The 19,996-nt window shown below is 38.2% G+C and carries 16 protein-coding genes, 1 pseudogene and 1 riboswitch; of the genes and pseudogenes, 6 read left to right on the top strand and 11 right to left on the bottom strand.

The window, feature by feature from the left end; translation table 11 throughout:
• Window positions 1-33: 33 nt before the first annotated feature.
• The 7 genes and pseudogenes from Rain11_RS07345 to Rain11_RS07320 form a co-directional block, all read right to left on the bottom strand.
• Window positions 34-1,125: a YncE family protein gene (locus tag Rain11_RS07345; protein ID WP_101358708.1), complete on the bottom strand. Its 1,092-nt coding sequence runs from the start codon at window positions 1,123-1,125 to the stop codon at window positions 34-36.
• 18 nt (window positions 1,126-1,143) lie between these two features.
• Entirely contained in the window at window positions 1,144-1,530 is a 387-nt protein-coding gene (locus Rain11_RS07340) for an acyl-CoA thioesterase (protein WP_165778096.1), read from the bottom strand.
• Window positions 1,531-1,566: 36 nt separating this feature from the next.
• Window positions 1,567-1,719 (bottom strand): annotated as a pseudogene (locus tag Rain11_RS14150) (cysteine-rich CWC family protein); the annotation flags it as partial.
• An 18-nt stretch (window positions 1,720-1,737) separates the two neighbouring features.
• A complete protein-coding gene (locus Rain11_RS07335; protein ID WP_101358706.1) occupies window positions 1,738-3,579 on the bottom strand; it encodes a TonB-dependent receptor in 1,842 nt (613 codons plus the stop codon).
• Window positions 3,580-3,693: 114 nt separating this feature from the next.
• A riboswitch (cobalamin riboswitch) is annotated at window positions 3,694-3,889 on the bottom strand.
• 10 nt (window positions 3,890-3,899) lie between these two features.
• On the bottom strand, window positions 3,900-4,466 hold the full coding sequence (gene cobC, locus Rain11_RS07330; protein ID WP_101358705.1) for an alpha-ribazole phosphatase: 567 nt from the start codon (window positions 4,464-4,466) through the stop codon (window positions 3,900-3,902).
• Window positions 4,451-5,233, bottom strand: a complete 783-nt coding sequence (locus Rain11_RS07325; RefSeq protein WP_101358704.1) for an adenosylcobinamide-GDP ribazoletransferase — start codon at window positions 5,231-5,233, stop codon at window positions 4,451-4,453. The genes cobC and Rain11_RS07325 overlap by 16 nt, the downstream gene beginning before the upstream one ends.
• A gap of 13 nt (window positions 5,234-5,246) precedes the next feature.
• Complete coding sequence (locus tag Rain11_RS07320; protein ID WP_101358703.1) at window positions 5,247-6,521, bottom strand: cation:proton antiporter; 1,275 nt, start codon at window positions 6,519-6,521, stop codon at window positions 5,247-5,249.
• Between the two features lie 130 nt (window positions 6,522-6,651).
• Here Rain11_RS07320 and Rain11_RS07315 point away from each other — a divergent pair, with 130 nt between their 5' ends.
• Entirely contained in the window at window positions 6,652-7,692 is a 1,041-nt protein-coding gene (locus Rain11_RS07315) for an efflux RND transporter periplasmic adaptor subunit (RefSeq protein ID WP_101358702.1), read from the top strand.
• 53 nt (window positions 7,693-7,745) lie between these two features.
• Here Rain11_RS07315 and Rain11_RS07310 read toward each other — a convergent pair whose 3' ends face one another.
• On the bottom strand, window positions 7,746-9,002 hold the full coding sequence (locus Rain11_RS07310; protein WP_101358701.1) for a homoserine dehydrogenase: 1,257 nt from the start codon (window positions 9,000-9,002) through the stop codon (window positions 7,746-7,748).
• 177 nt (window positions 9,003-9,179) lie between these two features.
• Between Rain11_RS07310 and Rain11_RS07305 the strand changes: the two genes are divergently transcribed.
• The gene (locus Rain11_RS07305) at window positions 9,180-10,355 is read left to right on the top strand and encodes a sigma-54-dependent transcriptional regulator (RefSeq protein ID WP_101358700.1); all 1,176 of its coding nucleotides are present in this window, start codon (window positions 9,180-9,182) and stop codon (window positions 10,353-10,355) included.
• On the opposite strand, the gene deoC is transcribed toward Rain11_RS07305, so the two are convergent.
• Entirely contained in the window at window positions 10,352-11,020 is a 669-nt protein-coding gene (gene deoC / locus Rain11_RS07300) for a deoxyribose-phosphate aldolase (protein ID WP_101358699.1), read from the bottom strand. The two genes, Rain11_RS07305 and deoC, sit on opposite strands and share 4 nt — an antisense overlap.
• A gap of 3 nt (window positions 11,021-11,023) precedes the next feature.
• Window positions 11,024-12,406 carry a histidine--tRNA ligase gene (hisS, locus tag Rain11_RS07295; protein WP_101358698.1) on the bottom strand — a complete coding sequence of 461 codons (1,383 nt, stop codon included), beginning with the start codon at window positions 12,404-12,406 and terminating at the stop codon, window positions 11,024-11,026.
• Window positions 12,407-12,512: 106 nt separating this feature from the next.
• On the opposite strand from hisS, the gene Rain11_RS07290 reads away from it, so the two are divergent.
• The 4 genes from Rain11_RS07290 to Rain11_RS07275 all read left to right on the top strand — a co-directional run bounded on the left by Rain11_RS07290 (window position 12,513) and on the right by Rain11_RS07275 (window position 18,822).
• On the top strand, window positions 12,513-14,075 hold the full coding sequence (locus tag Rain11_RS07290; protein WP_101358697.1) for a hypothetical protein: 1,563 nt from the start codon (window positions 12,513-12,515) through the stop codon (window positions 14,073-14,075).
• Window positions 14,076-14,110: 35 nt separating this feature from the next.
• The gene (locus tag Rain11_RS07285; RefSeq protein ID WP_106426935.1) at window positions 14,111-14,917 is read left to right on the top strand and encodes a toxin-antitoxin system YwqK family antitoxin; all 807 of its coding nucleotides are present in this window, start codon (window positions 14,111-14,113) and stop codon (window positions 14,915-14,917) included.
• A gap of 104 nt (window positions 14,918-15,021) precedes the next feature.
• Entirely contained in the window at window positions 15,022-15,696 is a 675-nt protein-coding gene (locus Rain11_RS07280) for a vWA domain-containing protein (protein WP_101358695.1), read from the top strand.
• A gap of 51 nt (window positions 15,697-15,747) precedes the next feature.
• Complete coding sequence (locus tag Rain11_RS07275; RefSeq protein ID WP_101358694.1) at window positions 15,748-18,822, top strand: glycosyltransferase family 117 protein; 3,075 nt, start codon at window positions 15,748-15,750, stop codon at window positions 18,820-18,822.
• Window positions 18,823-18,871: 49 nt separating this feature from the next.
• On the opposite strand, the gene Rain11_RS07270 is transcribed toward Rain11_RS07275, so the two are convergent.
• Window positions 18,872-19,933 (bottom strand): class I fructose-bisphosphate aldolase, encoded by a 1,062-nt coding sequence (locus Rain11_RS07270; protein WP_101358693.1) that lies wholly within the window; start codon window positions 19,931-19,933, stop codon window positions 18,872-18,874.
• Window positions 19,934-19,996: the final 63 nt, after the last annotated feature.

Here is a 19,996-nt window from a genome sequence, read left to right as displayed (position 1 = left end):
CATAAAAGGCAGGTAAAAACCTGCCTTTCTTTTTTATCTGTAAAACAAAAATCCATTCGTACCAACCCCTGCGGTTACTTCACGCACCAAGTTCCCTGTGGGTGAAAGCTGACGTACTCGGCTGGCTTGGGTGAAAGTGGCTTCCCCGATAAACACTTCTTGCGTAATAGAATTTACCCCTAAACCATACAAGTTGAAATCGTTATTAACAAACTCAAAAACACCATTGGTATCTGTATTTACGGCAAATACTTTTTTGCCTGAAAGCACAAAGAGCCTATCAGCAGAAACAGCAATTTTAGAGTTGAAAGCATCGCAAGGCACATTATTGATGGTGGCTTCTATTTGGTCGGTAGCAGGGTTGATTTTTATCAAAGTTCCTTTGTTATCGGTGAAATTCACAAAATCAGGGTTGCTATTACAAATTACCCAAATTTTACCGAGTAAATCTGTAACTAATTTATCAGGTTGATTAGCTACCGTGATGCTTCCTATTTGAGTGCCTTGCGAATCAAAAATGAGAACTTTGTTAGAATTGTTATCGGCAACGTAGAATTTATTGTTGGCTGAAACAATTCCCTGTGGGCGAACCCCATTGAGCTGAATTTTTCTCACAAAAGTACGTGTGCGAAGATTGATTTCTGTCAAAAATCCTTTGGGGTTGGGTCCGAAGGCATCGGCAATAGGTCCCCAATTGGTAACTAATCCTCTTTCACCTACCGAAGCAAAAGCCTGTGGATTTTCTACGGAATTTGCGCCTTGAATGACAGCCACTGCTTTGAGCGTATCTGCATCACAAATGATAACTTTATCTTGGGCGTTGGTAATAATAGCGAGCTTATCGGCACTATTAGCAAAGAAACCCAAAGAATACCCCTTTACAGATTGAATAATACCGCCAATGCTATTTCCGCCATTTTCGGCTTCAAAAATACCATTTTGTACGGTGCCATCTTCTTTCATAAAGCTCAGAGAGCCATTACCTTGCGAAAAGTTACCTTCGTTAATGATAAGCGTACCCCTTCCATATTTACCTGATGAAGGTTGAGGGTCTGACGAGGTACAGGCAGTCAGTAGCCCACTTGCTACTAATGCGAAAAGTAAAGAGCGAAAAACTTTTTTCATAACAATCGGATTTTTAGGTTAAACAACGGAAATTGGTTTTTTATTTTCATCTATGGCAACAAAGGTGAAAGTTCCTTTGATAGCTTGTTCGCGTTTGTTTTCGTACATTTCTTCCTTGAAAATTTCTACTTCTACATCAAGGCTTGTTCTGCCTACGCGTACAATTCTGCCCACTACTTCAATAATAGTATCGGCAGGAATGGACTTTTTGAAGTCAATTTTGCTGGAAGAAACCGTAACTACTCGTTTTCTGCAAAAACGGGTAGCCGTGATGAATGCTACTTCGTCCATTATTTGCAGAGCTGTTCCACCGAAAAGGGTATCATAGTGATTGGTGGTATTCGGAAACACTACCTTGAATAAGCGTGTTTCTGCGGCTTGAATTTGTGGGGCGTATTCTTGCATTTTTTGGTATAGTTTAGGAATTTTCTGCAAACATTCATTACACAAGCAATCTTTATACCTTTCTTGTAAATACTGATTTTCTGCCTTACTCAATTGCACCGAAAAACAATGACAAATCGTAATGCTACCCAATTTACATTCAAACATTTTGCCACAGGCAGGGCAAATTTTATCTTCGTGATTTGGCATTAGGCAAAATGTTGATATTTACTTCAAAATCAAATTCATACTAACTTGATAGTTTCGTTTGGGCATAAACTGGTTCAAAATATTTTCATAGCTTCGGTTCAATAGATTATTTATCTGCAAGGCAATGTGCCACTGATTTTTCCCTTGTTGCCAGTTTTTACTCCATTGTAAATCACTCACCCAAAAGGGTTTTACAAATTGCACGTTCTCCAAATCTGTAAAACGTTTATCGGTAAGATGTGTGCTAAAAAGTAAATTTTGGCTTTTGTAATTCAAATGAAAAGTAGCACTCCAACGATTTTGCGGAGCATAGGGCAAAATTTTTCCTTTGAAACGATTGCTCAAGTCGTTACGAATTTGCTCAATTTGAGCCGAATTGTAAGTGTAATTGAACCAAATTTGGACTTTCCAAGAAGCATTGATATTGTGAGCCAAAGAGGTAGAAAGTTCTACTCCTTGGGAACGCACATTTTGCAAGTTTTGAGGCGACCAAAAACCTTGGTCAGTAGGTTGCCAAAGTATCCAATCTTTTACACGCATTTGGTAAGTAGTAATTTCAGTATAGAAACGACTTTTGATAGTTTTTCGCTCAAAAACCAAACCAGTTTCGTAATTCCAGCTATGTTCGGGTGCAATATTTGGGTTGCCACCGGGTTGCCAATAACGACTATTCAACGTGGGCAAACGATACCCCCTACTTACTTGAATTTTCCAAAGAAGCGTATAGCTATTTTTCCGCAAAAAATACCATTCCGAACCCAAAGCAGGGGTAAAAGGTGTGTTGTAGCCACTTACCCACACTTGTCGGGCATTGAGAGCTACTACCCAAGCAGGTAAAATTTGCAAACGAGTGAGCAAAAATGCATCATTTCGCCATTCGGTTTTAGTTTCGCCATAGGCATCAACGTTCATCAAAAAGTACTGAATTTGCCAACCCGCTTGCACGCTAAATTTTTCAAATTCTTTCTGAACTTGCGTAATACCTACCCAACGTTTGGTTTGGGTGGTATCTTGTCGGTTGTATAGCATAAAGTCGTTGATGTAAGCGATTTTGTTTTCCATCAACCAATTTTTTGAAAGGTTTTTTTGCCAAGTTCCAGCCAAACGCCAATTTTTTTCTAAAAGAACTGCACCATTACTCAAACGCCTGAAATTAGAATGTAGCCAATTGTGAAAAGTAAGTTTTTGATTGTTAGTAGCTTGCAAATAAAAATCTTGATTTGTGCCAAAACAATTTACAGGTGTGTTATTTTCAACTTCACCGAGTAAGGAGGGTATTTTGTAGTTGTTTTGCAATGAAAAGCGATAAAAATTACTTTGCATTTGCCAATGAGAGCCTGTTTGAGTGAGGTTTATTCCTGAGAAATTTCGTCCAAAACTACCTATTTCTTGTCGAATAAGTAGTTGGTTTTCAGTGTTTTTAGATAAATTAGAAAGCAAAATTGTTCCTCCAATAGCTTCTGACCCAAAGAGAGAGGATGCCGAACCCATTTGCAGAGCCATATTAGAGTTAGCAAAAACAGGCAAAGTAGCTAAATCACTTTCGCCAAGTGTTGCCGAGTTGATATTGATGCCATTCCAAAGTACGGCGGTGTGTCCTGCGGAAGTACCTCTGAAAGCGGTTGTACCGAGCATTGCATTGCCATATTCTTTCAAATACACGCCACTATATCGCAGAAGCCACTCCGAAGCCAAACTACTTGCATTTTGGGCTAAAAGCAAGCTATCGGCTTGCCAAGATTTTGCCCCCACTGCATAACGTTTGTATGGATAGCCTTTTACTTCAATAGGGGCAATAGTATCTTGGGCAAAAATAACTTGCCAAAAAAACAAACTCAACGAGCAAAATACAAAACGCATCTACAAGACTTTTTTGCAAAAAAGCCTCTTGTAAAAGTTGTTGAAATGAAAAAATGAGCAAGAAATTACTTGCTAAAAATTTCGCATTTCAGCACCTTTCACCCGAAGGCTCTGAAAAAGACGGCTCATTTGGCAGGTCTCCTGACTTACCGAGTTTTGTCAGCCTTCCCACCCCGAAGGGCAGTGGCAGGGGATTTGACAAAACATTGGTTCGGCTTACAGTTGCGGGGACAGCTACGGATTTGCACCGTATTCCCTATTAAAGCCTCTTTGCGAATGCAATTTGGCTACCAAATGAGTTGCAAAGCTAAGAAAAAAAATTAGCTTTTCATAAAAATCCAATCATTTTTAGAAACTTTATTTAGTGAAAATGCAAATATTTCGCCATAAGCTACGGGGATTTTGAAAATATTGGGCAATGGAATTTCTAAAACATAAGCCCACAAACAGCGAATTACCCCTGCGTGTGTGATAAGTAAAACTTTTTGATATTGCTTTTTTCGCAGGTTATTCATAAAATAGCTTACCCTGTCGTACAATTCTGCTAAATTCTCGCCTTGTGGTGGTTTTACATTTACAAAATCTGCCATCCACGTTTCCAGTTCTGCTTGGTTGATATCGTTCCATTTTTTACCCTCCCACTCGCCAAAATCCATTTCCATAAGGGCATTTTCGTAAAAAACATTTGGGTATGGCAAGGTTTCTGCTAATGCTTTGCACCTTTGCAAGGGACTGCAATACACTGCATCAAAAACATTGGGCAATTTATTTTTCAGTTCTTGTACTTCTTGCTGGAAAGTGTCATTATTCAAAAGTACTTCCTTTTGCCCATAGCAAATGTCTTTTTCTATATTCACTGAGGTATGACGCACTACGAAAACTTCCATACTGCTTCAAAAGTTAGCAAAACACAACATTCTGAAAGTTGCTCCACTGCTCCCAAACAATCACCTGTGTAGCCACCTATCCATTTTTCAAAATATCTTTTGGCAAAGAAAAAAAGTAACAACAAGGGAACAAGAACCAATAAACAAAACACCTTCCAATAACTTAAAAAAATAAGAGGCACTAAGCCAAAAAGATAAACGCAAAGTATTTCTGTTTTTCCGTGATTTTTGGCAATAGGTTTGGCTTTGCTTTTTTCATCTTCGCGGGCATATTGAGAAGTGAAAATAATATTAGCCGCATTCAGGCGAGCCAGTGAATGATAGGTAAAAAAAATAAAAAGTTGGTAAGCAATGTGGCTTTCTTTTTCAAGAACAGCTTTGAGAGTAAGAAATTTTGCTGATAAAAACACAAGCAAGGCTATTACACCAAAAGTGCCGATACGGCTATCTTTCATAATTTCTAAAATTTTTTCCTTGTTCCAACCACCACCAAACCCGTCAAAGGTATCCGCCAAACCATCTTCGTGAAACGCCCCCGTAACCAATATGCCTACGGCTAACGAGATAAGAACAGCAAACGAAAAATTCCATATCTGACTGCTTCCCCAAAAAGCCAAAAAAGAAATCCCCCCAACTATCCAGCCTATCAGAGGAAAAAAACGAGTAGCTTTATTAAGAAATTCGGGGTTGTGAGGAGTGTTTTTTGGGCAAGGAATACGCGTGTAAAACATCAAAGCTACCCAAAAAACCCTGATTTGCTCTCTCATTTTTTGTTAAAATTCAAAGCTCTTGTTGCTCTATGCTAATTTGTTTTTTTTCAGCAAAATACTTTCTTACAAAACGCTCAATGGTAAGTCCTTGCCCAATGATAGAAAACATTACTAGAGCATAGGTTACAAAAACAATGAACTGATAATTGGGAATACCCGCCAAAGAAAGAGCCATTGCAATAGAAATACCGCCTCGCAAACCGCCCCAGGTAAGTACGAAATCAGTTCTAATATCGGTATTGAGCCTACGGCGGAAAAAGGGTTTGGGGAGGGTAATAGCAAGATAGCGTCCCAAGAGCATTATAGGTATCACCATTACACTGGCGTATAAATAGTGCCAATCAAATTGAATGATGATGATTTCAAAGCCCATAATTAGGAAAAGCACAGCATTGAGGAGTACATCTATCATTTCCCAAAATTTATGCACATAGTCGCGTGTAGTTTGCGACATTGCCTCTTTCTTGACAATACTTCCCGTAAAAAGTCCTGCCACTACCATAGCCAAAGGACCCGAAACGTGCAACTTACGAGCGAGTAGATAACCGCCCATTACTACGGCAAGTGTTATCATTACTTCGGTTTGGTAGTGGTCTATGCGGCGAAGTAGTTCGTAAGTAATCCAACCCAAAAGAAAACCCAAAGCCAAGCCCCCTATTACTTCTCTAATCACAAGCCAAGCTACATCAGAGGCTTCAATTTTTTCTATTCCTACGTGAATGATATTGAGTAAAAGTACAAAAATGACTACGCCCACGCCATCATTGAAAAGAGATTCGCCTACAATGGTAATTTCAATTTTTTTAGGAACATTAGCCCTTGCCAAAATGCCAAGCACTGCAATCGGGTCGGTTGGAGAAATTAAAGCTCCAAAAATAAGGCAGTACATATAATCTATGCCCAATCCCATCATTTGCGAAAAAACAAGATATGCCAGCGAACCAATGAATATTGTAGAAATAACCACCCCTACGGTTGCAAGCATTAGTATCTGAAAGCGATTTTCTTTGAGCGTAGAAAAATCGGTGTGTGAAGAGCCTGCAAACAGCAAGAAACTCAACATAAAATCAAACAGCACCTTGCTAAAATCAATATCATCTACGATATTTTTGACATAGTCATAAACTCCTTGTTCAAAATGTCCTATTACAATCACCACAAAAGAAACAAAAATAGAGACTATCATCAAGCCAATAGTTTCGGGCAGTTTCAGGTAGCGAATATTGACAAAAGCAAAAGAAGCCATTAGTACTGTTAGCAGTGTCAGCAGATTGATTAAATCCATAAGCTAAAAATAGTTTTGCCGAGAAACTTACTCTTACAAATTTACACATTTCAGTAGAAAGGCAAGAAAAAAGCGATTTTTTTTGCACCAAAACCCACAAATTTTACGTTTTACTTAAAACCACAAAACGATGCGTCTGTTTAGTTTTATTTGCTTCATAAGTTTTATTTTATTGCAGGCTTGTAGCAACAGCAAAGGTACAGAAGCTACCAATAAACCCAAAACTGACCCCCCTGTTTCGGTGGAAGCAATAATTGTCAAAAATAGAGAGTTGGTCAGTCCTTTGGAGCTTAGTGGTACGCTTCAAGCCCAAGACATAGTTGAAATTCGTTCGGAAGTAGCAGGTAAGTTAGCTTATTTGTACTTACCCGAAGGGGGCTTTGTGGCACAGGGGGCTGTAATAGGAAAGTTGTATAATGATGATTTGCAAGCACAACTGAAAAAAGCACAGGTTCAGTTAGAATTAGCACGAAAAAATGAAGAACGTCTTAAAAAACTTTTAGAAGTAGGAGGCGTAAATCAGCAAGATTATGACCAAGCCCAAACACAAATAAAAACTTTGGAAGCGGAAGCTGAATTCATACAAGCTCAAATTCGTAAAACGCTTATTACAACTCCCTTTGCGGGAAAACTGGGTTTGAAGCAAGTGAGTGTAGGCAGTTATGTAAGTCCTAATCAGGTGATTACTACTTTACAAAGTCCTCAATTGCTTGTAGATTTCAATGTTCCTGAGCAATATCTTGCTAAAATTCAAGTTGGAAATATGGTAGAGATGCTCGTAGAAGGCAGTAGTGTAAAATATCAGGCACGTATTATCGCTACTGAACAGCAAGTAAATATCAGCACTCGTAATTTGAAAGTAAGAGCAAGAATTGAAAATGCGGATAAAAACTTAATGTCGGGAATGTTTGCACGTGTATTGCTCGGAGGCAATGAGAAACAAAATGCCATTCTTATCCCTACGGCGGCGGTTATTCCTGAAACGAGAGGAAAAAAAGTAGTAGTTATTCGTAGAGGGAAAGCAGAGTTTGTGAATATTGAAACAGGCTTACGCAAAGAAAACGAAGTACAAGTTTTAAGCGGCTTGCAAGCAGGTGATACAATTGCTATTACAGGTCTGCTTTTTGTAAAACCCAATAGTAGCTTACAAATTCGGAAATTGCGTGAATAGTGAATTTTATTTTTCGGGGGCTTCGCCGAAGGCGAAGCCCCCCCAAAAAATAATCAAACCATTTCTAATTGCTTTTGCTTTTCTGTACTTTTTTGTGTTTTCTCTTCGGTAGATTGAATTTTTTTGCCCGTGTAAGCGATAAATATGCCTTTTTCTTGCAAATAAGACTTTACCTGATGAAGTTTTTCCAAAGAAATTATCCCAATAGCATATTTGTAATTTTCAGAATGATAGAGTTCCGAAATATGTTCAAAAGGAATGTGTGTTAGTTCGTTTTCTTCGTTGTAACGTAAATAAATTTCTAGAAGCACTTTTTCGGTAAATTGCAAGTGTTTGTTCCAATGGCTTTTCTTATACTCATAGCGGTAATTGTAGAGCGAAGCTGAAATATCTGAAAGTACCGCCGAACCCGTAGGGTGTCCGCCTGCTCCTTTGCCTATGAATATTTGTTTTTGGGAAAAAGCCGCTTCTACAATTACTCCATTGGTTTCATTTTCAACGTGAAATAGAGGGTGATTGCTATCAATCAGTTGAGGCATAAGGAAAACCGCTACTTCGTTTTTGCTTATCCTTTCGGCGTGATTGATGAGCTTGATTTTTAAGCCTTTTTCCTTGGCATATTGTAAATCTTGCAAAGAAAATTGCTCTATACCATAATTGAAAATTTTATCAGGACTAACTACCAAGCCGAAAGCGTGTAAAACCAAGATGCAAAGTTTATATTTGGGGTCAAAGCCGCCTACATCTAAAACAGGATTAGATTCTGCGAAACCTAATTCTTGGGCTTTGCGTAAAGCCACTTCATAGCTTACATTTTCTTGGGCAATTTTTGTGAGTATGTAATTCGTAGAACCATTGAAAATGCCACGAATAGCGTACAAATGCTCATTATCGTAGTACTCCTCCAAAGTACGAATAATAGGAATACTGCCACAAGCAGAGGCTTCGTAGAGCAAAGGCGTTTGATGCTTTTTTTGTAGCTCTAAAAGCTCGGGCAGATGCTCGGCAAGCATTTTTTTATTGGCGGTAACTACGGGCTTTTGACGCTTCAAGGCTTCGGAAACTATCAGGAAAGCCTCATCAGCGTTATCAATAAGTTCCACTACCAAGTTGATTTCAGGATTTTCTAAAATTTCTTGGGCTTGGGTGGTAAAATAGCTTAAATCAATAGGACGAGGTTTTTCGGGGTGTTTAATGCAAATCCGAATTACTTCGGCGGGGAAATTTTCGTTTTTGTTCAAAATGTCATACAAGCCCTGACCTACACAGCCAAAGCCAAACAGACCGATTTTTAGTTTTTTAGGGGTCATAGCAAAAAAGAATTTGAAGGTAAAACCAAATGCCTATCTGCCAATAGGACTTTCCTTGCTTCTTTTTTGCTTATGCAAAAGTAGTATTTGCTTTTCAAAACTACAAACTTTCTTTGCAAAAAAATTGTTTGGCGATTTTGTGTAAAGTTTTTAATTTTCGTGCCAAATACAAAATTTATGGCAAAAATTCTGATAATTGATGATGAAGCCTCTATCCGAAACGCTTTGCGAGAAATTTTAGAAGACGAAAAACACGAAGTAAAAGAAGCTAAAAATGGTGAAGAGGGGCTTGCTATGCTTATAGAGGAAGACTTTGACGCCGCTTTTTGCGATATAAAAATGCCTAAAATGGACGGAATGGAATTGCTCCGAAAGTTCCGTGAAAATGGCAAAAACACGCAAATTATTATGCTTTCAGCTCACGGCAACATAGAAATTGCTGTGGAAGCTACTAAATACGGAGCATATCATTTTCTTGAAAAACCGCCTAATTTGCAACAATTGCTCGTTACTTTACGTAACGCTTTGGACAAAAAGGATTTGGTGCAAGAAAATAAAAATCTGAAAAAAACCATTAGCAAGGTAGTAAGTCAGAAATATGAAATTGTTGGCGAGTCGGAGGTAATGAAACAACTAAAAGTTGAAATTACCCGCATAGCACACGCCGATGCCCGTGTACTGATTTTGGGTCCGAACGGAGCAGGGAAAGAGTTGGTAGCTCGTCAATTGCACGAACAAAGCCCTCGCAAAGAAAAACCTTTCGTAGAAGTGAATTGTGCCGCTATCCCAAGCGAACTTATAGAAAGCGAACTTTTCGGGCACGAAAAAGGCTCTTTCACGGGAGCTATCAAAGATAAAAAGGGCAAATTTGAACTTGCTGACAAAGGAACGCTTTTTCTTGATGAAATTGGCGATATGAGCCTTTCGGCACAAGCCAAAGTGCTTCGGGCTTTGCAAGAAAGAAAAATTACCAAAGTAGGCGGTGATAAAGATATTGAAGTAGATGTGCGGGTAATTGCCGCAACCAACAAAGATTTACGCGAAGAAATTCATAAAGGTAATTTCCGAGAAGATTTGTTTCATCGTTTGGGCGTATTAATTATCAAAGTCCCTTCGCTTGATGAACGCAAGGAGGATATTCCTCTGCTTGTGAATAAATTTTTGAACGACATTGCCGAAGAGCATAAAACTAAACCCAAACACATAGAGCCACAAGCCATAGAGTTTCTGATGCAACTTTCGTGGTCGGGCAATGTACGCGAATTGCGAAATGTAGTTGAACGTTTGGTGATTATGAGCAGTGATAAAATTACTCTACAAGATGCTCAAAAATACGCTGTTTTTAAGATTTAGCTTTTTTGAGCAAGCCATTCTTGCATAATATTTACGCCTGATGAAGTACCAATACGCTCGGCACCTGCTTCAATCATCGTTAAGGCTGTTTGTAAATCTTTTATACCTCCAGAAGCCTTGATGCCAATGGTATCAGGGCAATTTTTTCTCATAAGCCGTATATGCTCAACCTTTGCCCCTGCCGAAGCAAACCCTGTGGAAGTCTTTACAAAATCGGCACCTGCTTCGGTGGCAATTTTGCAAGCCAAAGCGATTTGCTCATCTGTCCAGTAAGCAGTTTCTAAAATCACTTTCAAGATTTTTTCCTTTTCGTGTGCGAGTTTGGCAAGTTGAGCAATTTCAATCTTTACCCAATCGTAAGCACCTGTGGCAAAAGCAGAAAGCGTCATTACCATATCCAGTTCATCAGCTCCATCTTGAATAGCCACTTCCATTTCTCGGCGTTTGGTGGCAGTTCTTTCATAGCCCAAGGGGAAGCCTATTACCGTAACTACCTTTATATCAGTGCCTCGTAAATCTCTATGAGCTTTTTCTACCCAGTAAGGCGGTACGCAAACCCCTAAAAAATTGTATTCCTTTGCCTCTGTGATGAGTTTATCAATATCCGCATAAGTTGTAAGCGGTTTGAGGCAAGTATGTTCTATGTACTTATTGAGGGCTAACATAATTTATTGAAGTGTTTCTTTCAGGAAATTTAGCAAATTTGCAAGACTTATACGTTTCTGCTCTCCTGTACGCATATCTTTGATAGCTACTTCGCTATTTTTTATCTCCTCCGAGCCAATAGCAATCACAAAAGGGATTTGTTTTTTATCAGCATACTTGAACTGCTTATCCAATTTGGTGCTTTGTGGATAAATTTCAGCCTTATAGCCTTCATCACGCAATTTTTTGAGCAAAGGAAACACAAACTTTTCACTTTCTTTATCAAAGTTTGTAAAAAGTATTTGAGTAGTGCTTTGGGTTTGAGCAGGAAAAAGGTTTTGTTCTTCTAAAACATCATAAATTCTATCCAAACCAAAAGAAAAACCAACTCCTGCCATTCCTTGCAAACCGAAAGTTCCCGTAAGGTTATCATAACGACCTCCGCCGCTAATACTTCCTACTGCCGAATTTTTGACCTTTACTTCAAAAATTGCACCTGTGTAATAAGAAAGACCTCTTGCAAGCGTAATATCCACAGAAACAGGGAAATCAGTTTGGTTATCAAAATGCCTTACATACTCAAAAATCTGTTTCAAATCGGCGACACCTTCTAAACCCACAGAGGATTTTTGTAAAAATTTTTCTAAAAATGCGATTTTCTCTTCATTTTTTTCAGGTACGCTGAAAATAGGTTGCAAATCTTGAATATTTTGCTCTGAAAATCCTCTTTGCAAAAGTTCTTGTTCCACTTTTGTCTTGCCAATTTTATCTAATTTATCAATAGCTACACACAAATCTGATTCTTTGCCTTCCGCTCCGATACTTTCAGCAATGCCTGCAAGTATTTTTCTATGGTTGATTTTAATTTCAAAACCTTGTATGCCCAAACGCTTGCCCAGAACTTCGTGCATCATCAAAATAATTTCCGCTTCGCAGATGAGAGAATTTGTTCCTACTACATCGGCATCGCATTGATAAAACTCGCGGTAACGTCCTTTTTGAGGGGCATCACCTCGCCATACAGGCTGAATTTGGTAGCGTTTGAAAGGGAACGCAAGGTCGTTTTGGTTCATTACCACAAAACGGGCAAAAGGCACGGTCAAATCGTAACGCAAACCTTTTTCGGCAATTTGCAAAGCAAAAAGTTTAGAGCCTTTCTGCAAATGTTCGGGCTGAATATCTTTGAGAAAATCGCCTTGATTAAGAATTTTGTAGAGGAGTTGGTCGCCTTCCTCGCCATACTTACCCATAAGCACAGAAAGGTTTTCCATAGCAGGCGTTTCGAGAGGCAAAAAACCGAATTTTTCAAAAACTTCTTTGATATGTGCAATAATGTAATTTCTACGTAACATCATTGCAGGCGTATAGTCGCGTGTTCCGCGTGGTAGGCTAGGCTTTTGTTTCATAACCGATTAAGCATTAGCGAGCAAAATTACAAAAACTTTTCAAAGACTTTTTCATATTCCAAATTTTCACTTATTTTTGCATAGAAACACTTAAACAAAAATAGCTATGAGTAATGCTACTCAACAGCAAATTCGTACCGTAAATTTTTATTATCTACCTTTTTTGGTGGATATGTTTTTGCGTTGGCTTTCTATGGGTGTGTACCGCGGTATGGAAGATAGCGACCAGCACAATACATCTGAGTTTGTTGTTTTTGCCATTATACAACTTGTTATTACAGCGGTTACTACTATTTGGGTGTTTGTTAGATTTAATAGCCTAAAAAGAAATTATGAGTTTTTGCGAGAAGGTTATTATGAAGAAAAAATTTCTTTGCTTTCCATTGCTTTCCGAATATTTAATGTACTTTCAGTAACCTATATTTTATCAGGAGCCATTCAAGAGCAAAGTTTTTATCGTTCTTTTGTAGGGGTGCGTCCTGAGTCGGAAGTAGCTGTGTATATTATTGTTTTTTTGGTGTATGCGGGGATTATGGTATATCTTTCGTTCAGCAGTATTAGTATCCCCAAAGAGCACGAAAGCGAGTTTATAGCTACAACACCTCTTTTTGAGCCTTTTCCTATTGCTAAATGGGTCAAAAAACTTGCTAAAAAAGATACTTCCTCTGCCCCTCTAACGCCCCCAAATTTGGAAGACAAAAGCCTTTTTATTGATAATTTTGACTACCAAATAGACCACAATGATTTAGAGATTATCAAAGTGGAAGGTAGATTACGCAATGAACATTCACGCGTAGAAGCCTATATTTTGGAAAGTGTAATGTTTGGGGCATTGGCTTTTTCAGGATTTCTTTCCATTATCGCTTCCGAAAGATTTAATTTTACTTTACAAGAAAGGATTTTCCTTGCAGATACAAATGCTCATATCATTCAGAATGTAAAAGTAGCCGAAAAAAAATCCGATGGAAGAGAAGTCATAAAAAGCTATGATGAAACTATACCAATCGCTGAAGAACCAGATTATCGCTACAAACAGGTAGAGCCTCTTTTAGATATTAAAAATCCGAAAAAAGTAGTTCCCATTGTGAAAAATACTGAAATGCGAGTGTTTTGGTCAGAAGCGATGGGCTTGCTCAAAAATGTACTTCTATTCAAGTTTAATGACCAAACTCGGCGAAGTTGGAACAGACTGCTCCAACCTTCTAACCTAATTATGCTGATTTCCATTGAAACGCTGTTCTGTGCCTTATTTTTCCTTTCAGTAATTGCCTCACGCTTGCGTTATACTAAAATGACTGAGGAAATTGATAACTTGGTACGTCTGGCTCGGAACTTCAACGAAAAAGAAGAAGAAGTACATAATCTTATTTTGCAGGGTTTGGGAGACGAAGATATCCAAATGAACTTACGTCGTCGTTTGCAAAGTTTGAGCTTCAAAATCAATCAATATGTGGAGAGAGCCAATGAACTTATGGAAAAAGCTCGTCCTATATTGGTGTATATGAGTTTGTTCAGAAATTTGGGGGTAATCACTTTTATTTTTATTCTCATTACAAGTTGCATATTTTTCTCCGAAACGCTTGCGTTTATTTTCTTGCTCTTTTCTATTGTAGCTTACGTTTACGAATACATTGATATAAAACTTAGAATGAAAGGCAAACAAGCATAGCACAATTTTTGTAAGGCTAATCATAAACAGAAAAAATGAGAATTTTATTTCTAATATTATTGTATTGGAGTTTTTCCCTTACAGCTTTTGCCCAAGAGAAAGAGGAAAATATTTTAGAAACTGATACCATTCCAGATTTACGAATCAAACTGCCCAAAGAAAAAAAAGAACAAAAGGAGAAAAAAGAACCTAAAAATGTCTATTACGGCAAAAAAGTTCGCAAAAGTTTTATTAAAAAAACAAGTTCAAACGTAACGATTGAAGTTTTCCATTACCTTAAAATACAAGACCGTGGGCTGGTGAATAAATACATTGAAGAAATTTATGCTTTTCACCCGCAGAAAAAAAGAATTATAGTAAGTACCTACGACAAAATGCCTTGGGACGAAGTGAAAATCCTACACGGACCTTACAAAAAAACAGAAAATAACCGAGTAATAGAAGAAGGATTTTTTTACTTCGGGGTAAAGCACGGTAGATGGGAGAAATACGGAAAAGATGCCCTTGATAGAGATTTTGTACTGCTTGAAAAAACAAAATATTATCGGGGATTTCTGAAAGAATCTAAAATTTCGTATTACGACGAAATGCAAAAAAAACTCAAAGAAGTTGTTCCTATCAAAAATGGTAAAAAAGAAGGCACTTATCTTCGCTTTCACCCTAATGGCAATCTTGCCGAAAAAGGTGTATTTCAGAATGATGTAAAAATTGGTTTGTGGGTAGAATATTACCCCAACGGCAAACGCAAAAAAGAAACCATTTATCCACGCGTTTGGTATGATGAAGACACCGAAGTTCAGATTCGTGAATATGACGAAAATGGTAGAATAAAGCAAGATTAGCTTTAACCAACAAATTTTACAAACTTTTGTAAAACCTTTCATAAGTTCGGCTTTTCAATTATTTTTTTTCTATTTTTACGCAAAAATTTACAAAAAGGCTTTTTATGCAAGGATTAAGCTACCACGTAGATATTGTACTCTGTATTGATGCTACGGGTTCAATGTCGCCAATTATTGATAAAGTAAAAGAAAATGCTCTCAAATTTTATGACGACCTCTCGGTACAGATGAGGCAAAAGTCTAAACATATTGATAAACTCCGCGTAAAAGTCATTGCTTTTCGTGATTATTATGTTGATGGCGATATGGCTATGCAGATTTCGCCATTCTTTGTTTTGCCTGATGAAAAGTCTGATTTCCAAAACTTTGTTAATCGCATACAGGCTGATGGCGGAGGCGATGAACCTGAGAATGGCTTGGAGGCTTTAGCTCTTGCTATTCAGTCGGAGTGGAGTAAGGAAGGCGATAAACGTAGGCAAATTATTGTCCTTTGGACAGATGCCAGTACGCACCCTTTGGAGTTTAAGGCAGAAAGTAAGCCTCAAAATTATCCTACTGCTCAAATTCCCAAAAATTTTGATGACCTTACTGACCTTTGGGACGGACAAACAATGAATCGTGCCTCCAAACGCTTGATTTTATATTCTCCTGATGCCTACGCTTGGACGGATATTGCAAATCATTGGGAAAATACCATTCAGTACCCTTCCAAGGCAGGTGAAGGTTTAAGCGAAATTGATTATCAAACTATTTTAGATGCTATTGCCAATAGTGTTTGATGTTAATTTTTGCTGTTTTCTGATACTTTTCTAAACCAAAACTCATATAAAATGCAGTATTTCAAGAAACTTAATAACCTACTCGGCTGGATTATCTTTTTGATTGCTACTTCTGTGTATTTGCTTACGCTTGAGCCTACGGCAAGTTTTTGGGATTGTGGAGAATTTATTGCTTGTTCTGCAAAATTGCAGGTGCCTCACCCACCGGGTACGCCTTTCTTTCTACTTGTGAATAGAATGTTTGCAATGCTCGCCTTAGAGCCTACTCAAATTGCCTTTATGGTTAATGTTTCTTCGGCTTTGTGTAGCGGCTTTACAATACTTTTTTTGTTTTGGTCAATTAGCTTGCTGGCTATTAAGTTTTTTAATCAGGGAAAAGCAGACTTTGAGCCCACCAAGCCTCAAACACATAGCATAATGCTCGCCAGCAGTGTTGGGGCTTTGGCTTATACTTTTTCAGATTCGTTTTGGTTTTCAGCCGTAGAAGCAGAAGTATATGCAATGTCTTCGTTTCTGACTGGCTTTATTTTTTGGGCAATGCTCAAATGGGATACACTGCAAGATACGCAAAGCGAATATCGTTGGCTTTTACTGATTGCGTATCTTATAGGGCTTTCTATCGGAGTTCACCCGCTCAATTTACTCACCATTCCTGCCCTTGCAATGATTTATTACTTCAAGAAATGGCAGAAAATAAGCTTAAAAGGCTCTGTTTATGCCATTTTAATAGGTTCAGGTATTTTGTTATTCTTGATTTGGCTCATACCAGGGCTACCTACATTTGCTAAAAACATAGAAGTTACATTTGTGAATGTTTTGAACCTACCATTCAATTCAGGGATAATTTTCTTGATTATAGCAATTGTAGCGGGGCTTACTTGGGGGATATTCTATTCAATCCGAAAGCAAAAACCATTGCTCAATACTATTTTGCTGGGGGTTTCTTTGGTGCTTGTAGGGTATGCTTCTTATGGAATAATTTTGATACGTTCTGCATACAATCCTCCCATTGATGAAAATAATCCCGAAGATTTGGTTTCACTGATTTCGTATTTGAATCGTGAGCAATACGGCAGTCGTCCTTTGCTATTCGGACCCATTTACACTGAAAAACCAGAGGATTACATCAACACTACACCTATTTATACAAAAGATAAGGAAAAAGGGAAATATGTGATTTATCGCTACAATCGTGAGCCAAAATACGGAGATGATGCCCGAATGATGTTCTTCCCACGTTTGTATAGCTCAGACCCTTATCACGTTTCGCTCTATGAGCGGTATTTGGGTTTGGAAAAAGGTGAACAGCCCAGTTTTTTTGATAATTTCCGCTTCTTTTTTACATATCAGCTCGGGCATATGTATTGGCGTTATTTTGGGTGGAATTTTATTGGCAGGGAAAGTGATATTAAAGATGCAGGAGTTTTATTTTTATCCAATGATAAAGATGCCCCCAATTACATTAAGAACAATAAAGCCCGCAATCGTTTTTTTGCCATTCCTTTTATTTTGGGAATGTTGGGATTAGCTTTTAACATCATACGTAATAAGCAGACCGCAGGAATGCTTGGATTGCTTTTTTTCTTGACGGGTATAGCTCTGATTATTTATCTCAACTCTCCACCTGTTGAGCCTCGTGAAAGGGATTATATCTATGTAGGTTCTTTTTATGTTTTTGCTATTTGGATTGCTTTTGGCGTTTTGGCAATTATAGAGCTTTTGGAAACCCGACTTTCAAAAGGTACTCAAATAACTTATCGTAATTCTCTTTCTTGGGGAGTAGCAACTTTTGCGGGGCTTTTGTGCGTAGCACTTATGGCTTGGCAAGGTTGGGACGACCACAATCGCTCTAATCGTTATTATTCGGTAGATTCGGCACGAAATTTATTAAGCTCTTGCGAACCTAATGCTATTCTTTTTACGGGTGGCGATAACGATACCTTTCCGCTTTGGTATGTACAAGAAGTAGAAGGTTTCCGAACAGATGTAAGAGTTTGCAACACAAGCCTTTTAGGAACAGATTGGTACATCAGTCAGATGAAACAAGCCGCTTATGATTCTGACCCCCTCCCCATTTCATTGAAAGAAGAACATTACCGAATGGGTATAAATGACGTAGTCTTTATTACCAAACACCCTTTTATGCCTGAAAAAGAAGCCAAACAGCTCTTTGAGCAGGGGGTAGAACTTCAACAATATATGAATTTGGTGGTGCAAAACAATAAATATACACAAATTCCTACTTCCGAAGAAGATGTTGAAAATTTCTTACCTTCCCAAAAACTTATTTTAGATATTTCTAATGATATTGATTACATTAAAAGTGCAGGATTCCTGCCCAAGGGGGCAGATACATTGCTCAAATATGGTATGTATTGGCAGTTGCCTAAAAATCGTGTAGATAAAGATGAATTTGTGATTCTTAACATTATTGCCAACAACCATTGGCGAAGACCTATTTATTTTGCCCCTAAATTGAGCGATGAAGATTACGTTGGCTTGAAGGATTATATGCAAATCGAAGGTTTGGCATATCGTTTGCTCCCCGTGCCTGTGGGTTTGCTTGCCCCTAAAAAGGAAATTTTTGTGAATGCCGATTTGAGCTACGAGCTAATAATGAAAGAGAAAAAACACAGTTTCAAGGGTAAAGAAATTGTAAGAAAAATGTATTGGAGAGGTTTGGATAATCCCCGAGTGTATCATAACGAAGATTATTTTGGCTTTATTTCGCAAGCACGCGAGCATATTTATGAAGTAGCTAAAACGCTCATAGAGGAAGGAAAGAAAGAAAAAGCCAAAGAATTGATGCTTTTTTCTCTTAAACAGATTCCCATAGAAAGCATTCCTTATGATGTGTATGTTGCCCAGTTAGTACCTTTATTGTACGAAGTAGGCGAAACTAACACCGCTGATAAGCTCTACAAACAAATTATGGAGGAAGCCAAAAGTATTATTGAGTATTCTAACGAGCATTATAGCCTTCGCAACGATTTCAAGATGAGACAGCAAATATTCATTTTCTATCAGTATGCCAAAGATTTACAAAAAATAAAGCCTGATGAAGCCGTAAAATGTAAGAATTTGTACGAAAAATATGTCCGTCAGATAAGTAATGAGTTAGAATAATAAAAAAGCCTCATAAAATTTCTTATGAGGCTTTTTTATTCAAAGGGTTTTATGCCAAATCAATTTTTCGGGTCAGATATACATCTTGTACGGCATTAAGGAGTTCTACACCTTCTTTCATAGGTCTTTGGAAGGCTTTACGACCCATAATCAAGCCCATACCTCCTGCACGCTTGTTGATAACCGCAGTGGTTACGGCTTCTGCCATATCCGAAGCACCCTTGGACTCTCCTCCTGAATTGATAAGACCAATTTTGCCCATATAGCAGTTGGCAACTTGGTAACGGCACAAATCTATAGGGTGTGAAGTGGTTAGCTCTTCGTACATTTTTTTATGCGATTTACCAAAGTTCAAAGCGGTGAAGCCGCCGTTATTTTCAGGGAGTTTTTGCTTGATAATATCCGCTTGAATAGTTACGCCCAAATGGTTGGCTTGTCCTGTGATATCAGCGGCAACGTGGTAATCTACACCATCTTTCTTGAAGGCACTATTACGAGCATAACACCAAAGCACCGTAGCCATACCCAACTCGTGAGCCATTTCAAAAGCTTCAGCAACTTCTACAATCTGACGAGATGACTCTTCTGAACCAAAATAAATGGTTGCTCCTACTGCCACAGCCCCCAAATTCCACGCCTCACGCACCGAACCAAACATAATTTGGTCGTACTTATTAGGGTAGGTCATTAGTTCGTTGTGGTTGATTTTTACCAAAAAAGGAATTTTATGAGCATATTTGCGAGACATCAAGGCTAAATTGCCAAAAGTAGTGGCTACGGCACTGCAACCGCCTTCAATGGCAAGTTTGATGATATTTTCGGGGTCAAAGTAGATAGGATTGGGTGCAAAAGAAGCCCCTGCCGAATGTTCTATGCCTTGATCTACGGGCAAAATTGAAAGATATCCTGTGCCTTTAAGCCTTCCGTGGTTGAACATTGCTTGTAAGCTACGCAAAACTTGCGGATTGCGGTTGGATTTGGCATAGACTTCATCTACAAAATTTTTAGAAGGCTTTTGCAGAAGTTTTTTATCAATAGTTTTACACTCGTGATTGAGCAACTTTTCGGCATTAGAGCCAAGAATTTCTACAATTTTGTCGTAATTTAGCATAATTTCAAGGGGTTTGGTGAAAATTTAGGGCAAATATACAAAGTTATGTTGAGGTGTAAAATG

The sequence above is a fragment of the Raineya orbicola genome (assembly GCF_002843425.1).
Taxonomy (GTDB): Bacteria; Bacteroidota; Bacteroidia; order Cytophagales; family Thermonemataceae; genus Raineya; species Raineya orbicola.
The sequence above is the reverse complement of the archived record's forward strand: the minus strand, read 5'-3'. Positions and strand labels throughout refer to the sequence as shown.

Bases quoted from the DNA above. Each gene is read 5' to 3' on its own strand.
- Rain11_RS07345 (WP_101358708.1), bottom strand. From the start codon at position 1,125: ATGAAAAAAGTTTTTCGCTCTTTACTTTTCGCATTAGTAGCAAGTGGG.
- Rain11_RS07340 (WP_165778096.1), bottom strand. From the start codon at position 1,530: ATGCAAGAATACGCCCCACAAATTCAAGCCGCAGAAACACGCTTATTC.
- Rain11_RS07335 (WP_101358706.1), bottom strand. From the start codon at position 3,579: ATGCGTTTTGTATTTTGCTCGTTGAGTTTGTTTTTTTGGCAAGTTATT.
- cobC (WP_101358705.1), bottom strand. From the start codon at position 4,466: ATGGAAGTTTTCGTAGTGCGTCATACCTCAGTGAATATAGAAAAAGAC.
- Rain11_RS07325 (WP_101358704.1), bottom strand. From the start codon at position 5,233: ATGAGAGAGCAAATCAGGGTTTTTTGGGTAGCTTTGATGTTTTACACG.
- Rain11_RS07320 (WP_101358703.1), bottom strand. From the start codon at position 6,521: ATGGATTTAATCAATCTGCTGACACTGCTAACAGTACTAATGGCTTCT.
- Rain11_RS07315 (WP_101358702.1), top strand. From the start codon at position 6,652: ATGCGTCTGTTTAGTTTTATTTGCTTCATAAGTTTTATTTTATTGCAG.
- Rain11_RS07310 (WP_101358701.1), bottom strand. From the start codon at position 9,002: ATGACCCCTAAAAAACTAAAAATCGGTCTGTTTGGCTTTGGCTGTGTA.
- Rain11_RS07305 (WP_101358700.1), top strand. From the start codon at position 9,180: ATGGCAAAAATTCTGATAATTGATGATGAAGCCTCTATCCGAAACGCT.
- deoC (WP_101358699.1), bottom strand. From the start codon at position 11,020: ATGTTAGCCCTCAATAAGTACATAGAACATACTTGCCTCAAACCGCTT.
- hisS (WP_101358698.1), bottom strand. From the start codon at position 12,406: ATGAAACAAAAGCCTAGCCTACCACGCGGAACACGCGACTATACGCCT.
- Rain11_RS07290 (WP_101358697.1), top strand. From the start codon at position 12,513: ATGAGTAATGCTACTCAACAGCAAATTCGTACCGTAAATTTTTATTAT.
- Rain11_RS07285 (WP_106426935.1), top strand. From the start codon at position 14,111: ATGAGAATTTTATTTCTAATATTATTGTATTGGAGTTTTTCCCTTACA.
- Rain11_RS07280 (WP_101358695.1), top strand. From the start codon at position 15,022: ATGCAAGGATTAAGCTACCACGTAGATATTGTACTCTGTATTGATGCT.
- Rain11_RS07275 (WP_101358694.1), top strand. From the start codon at position 15,748: ATGCAGTATTTCAAGAAACTTAATAACCTACTCGGCTGGATTATCTTT.
- Rain11_RS07270 (WP_101358693.1), bottom strand. From the start codon at position 19,933: ATGCTAAATTACGACAAAATTGTAGAAATTCTTGGCTCTAATGCCGAA.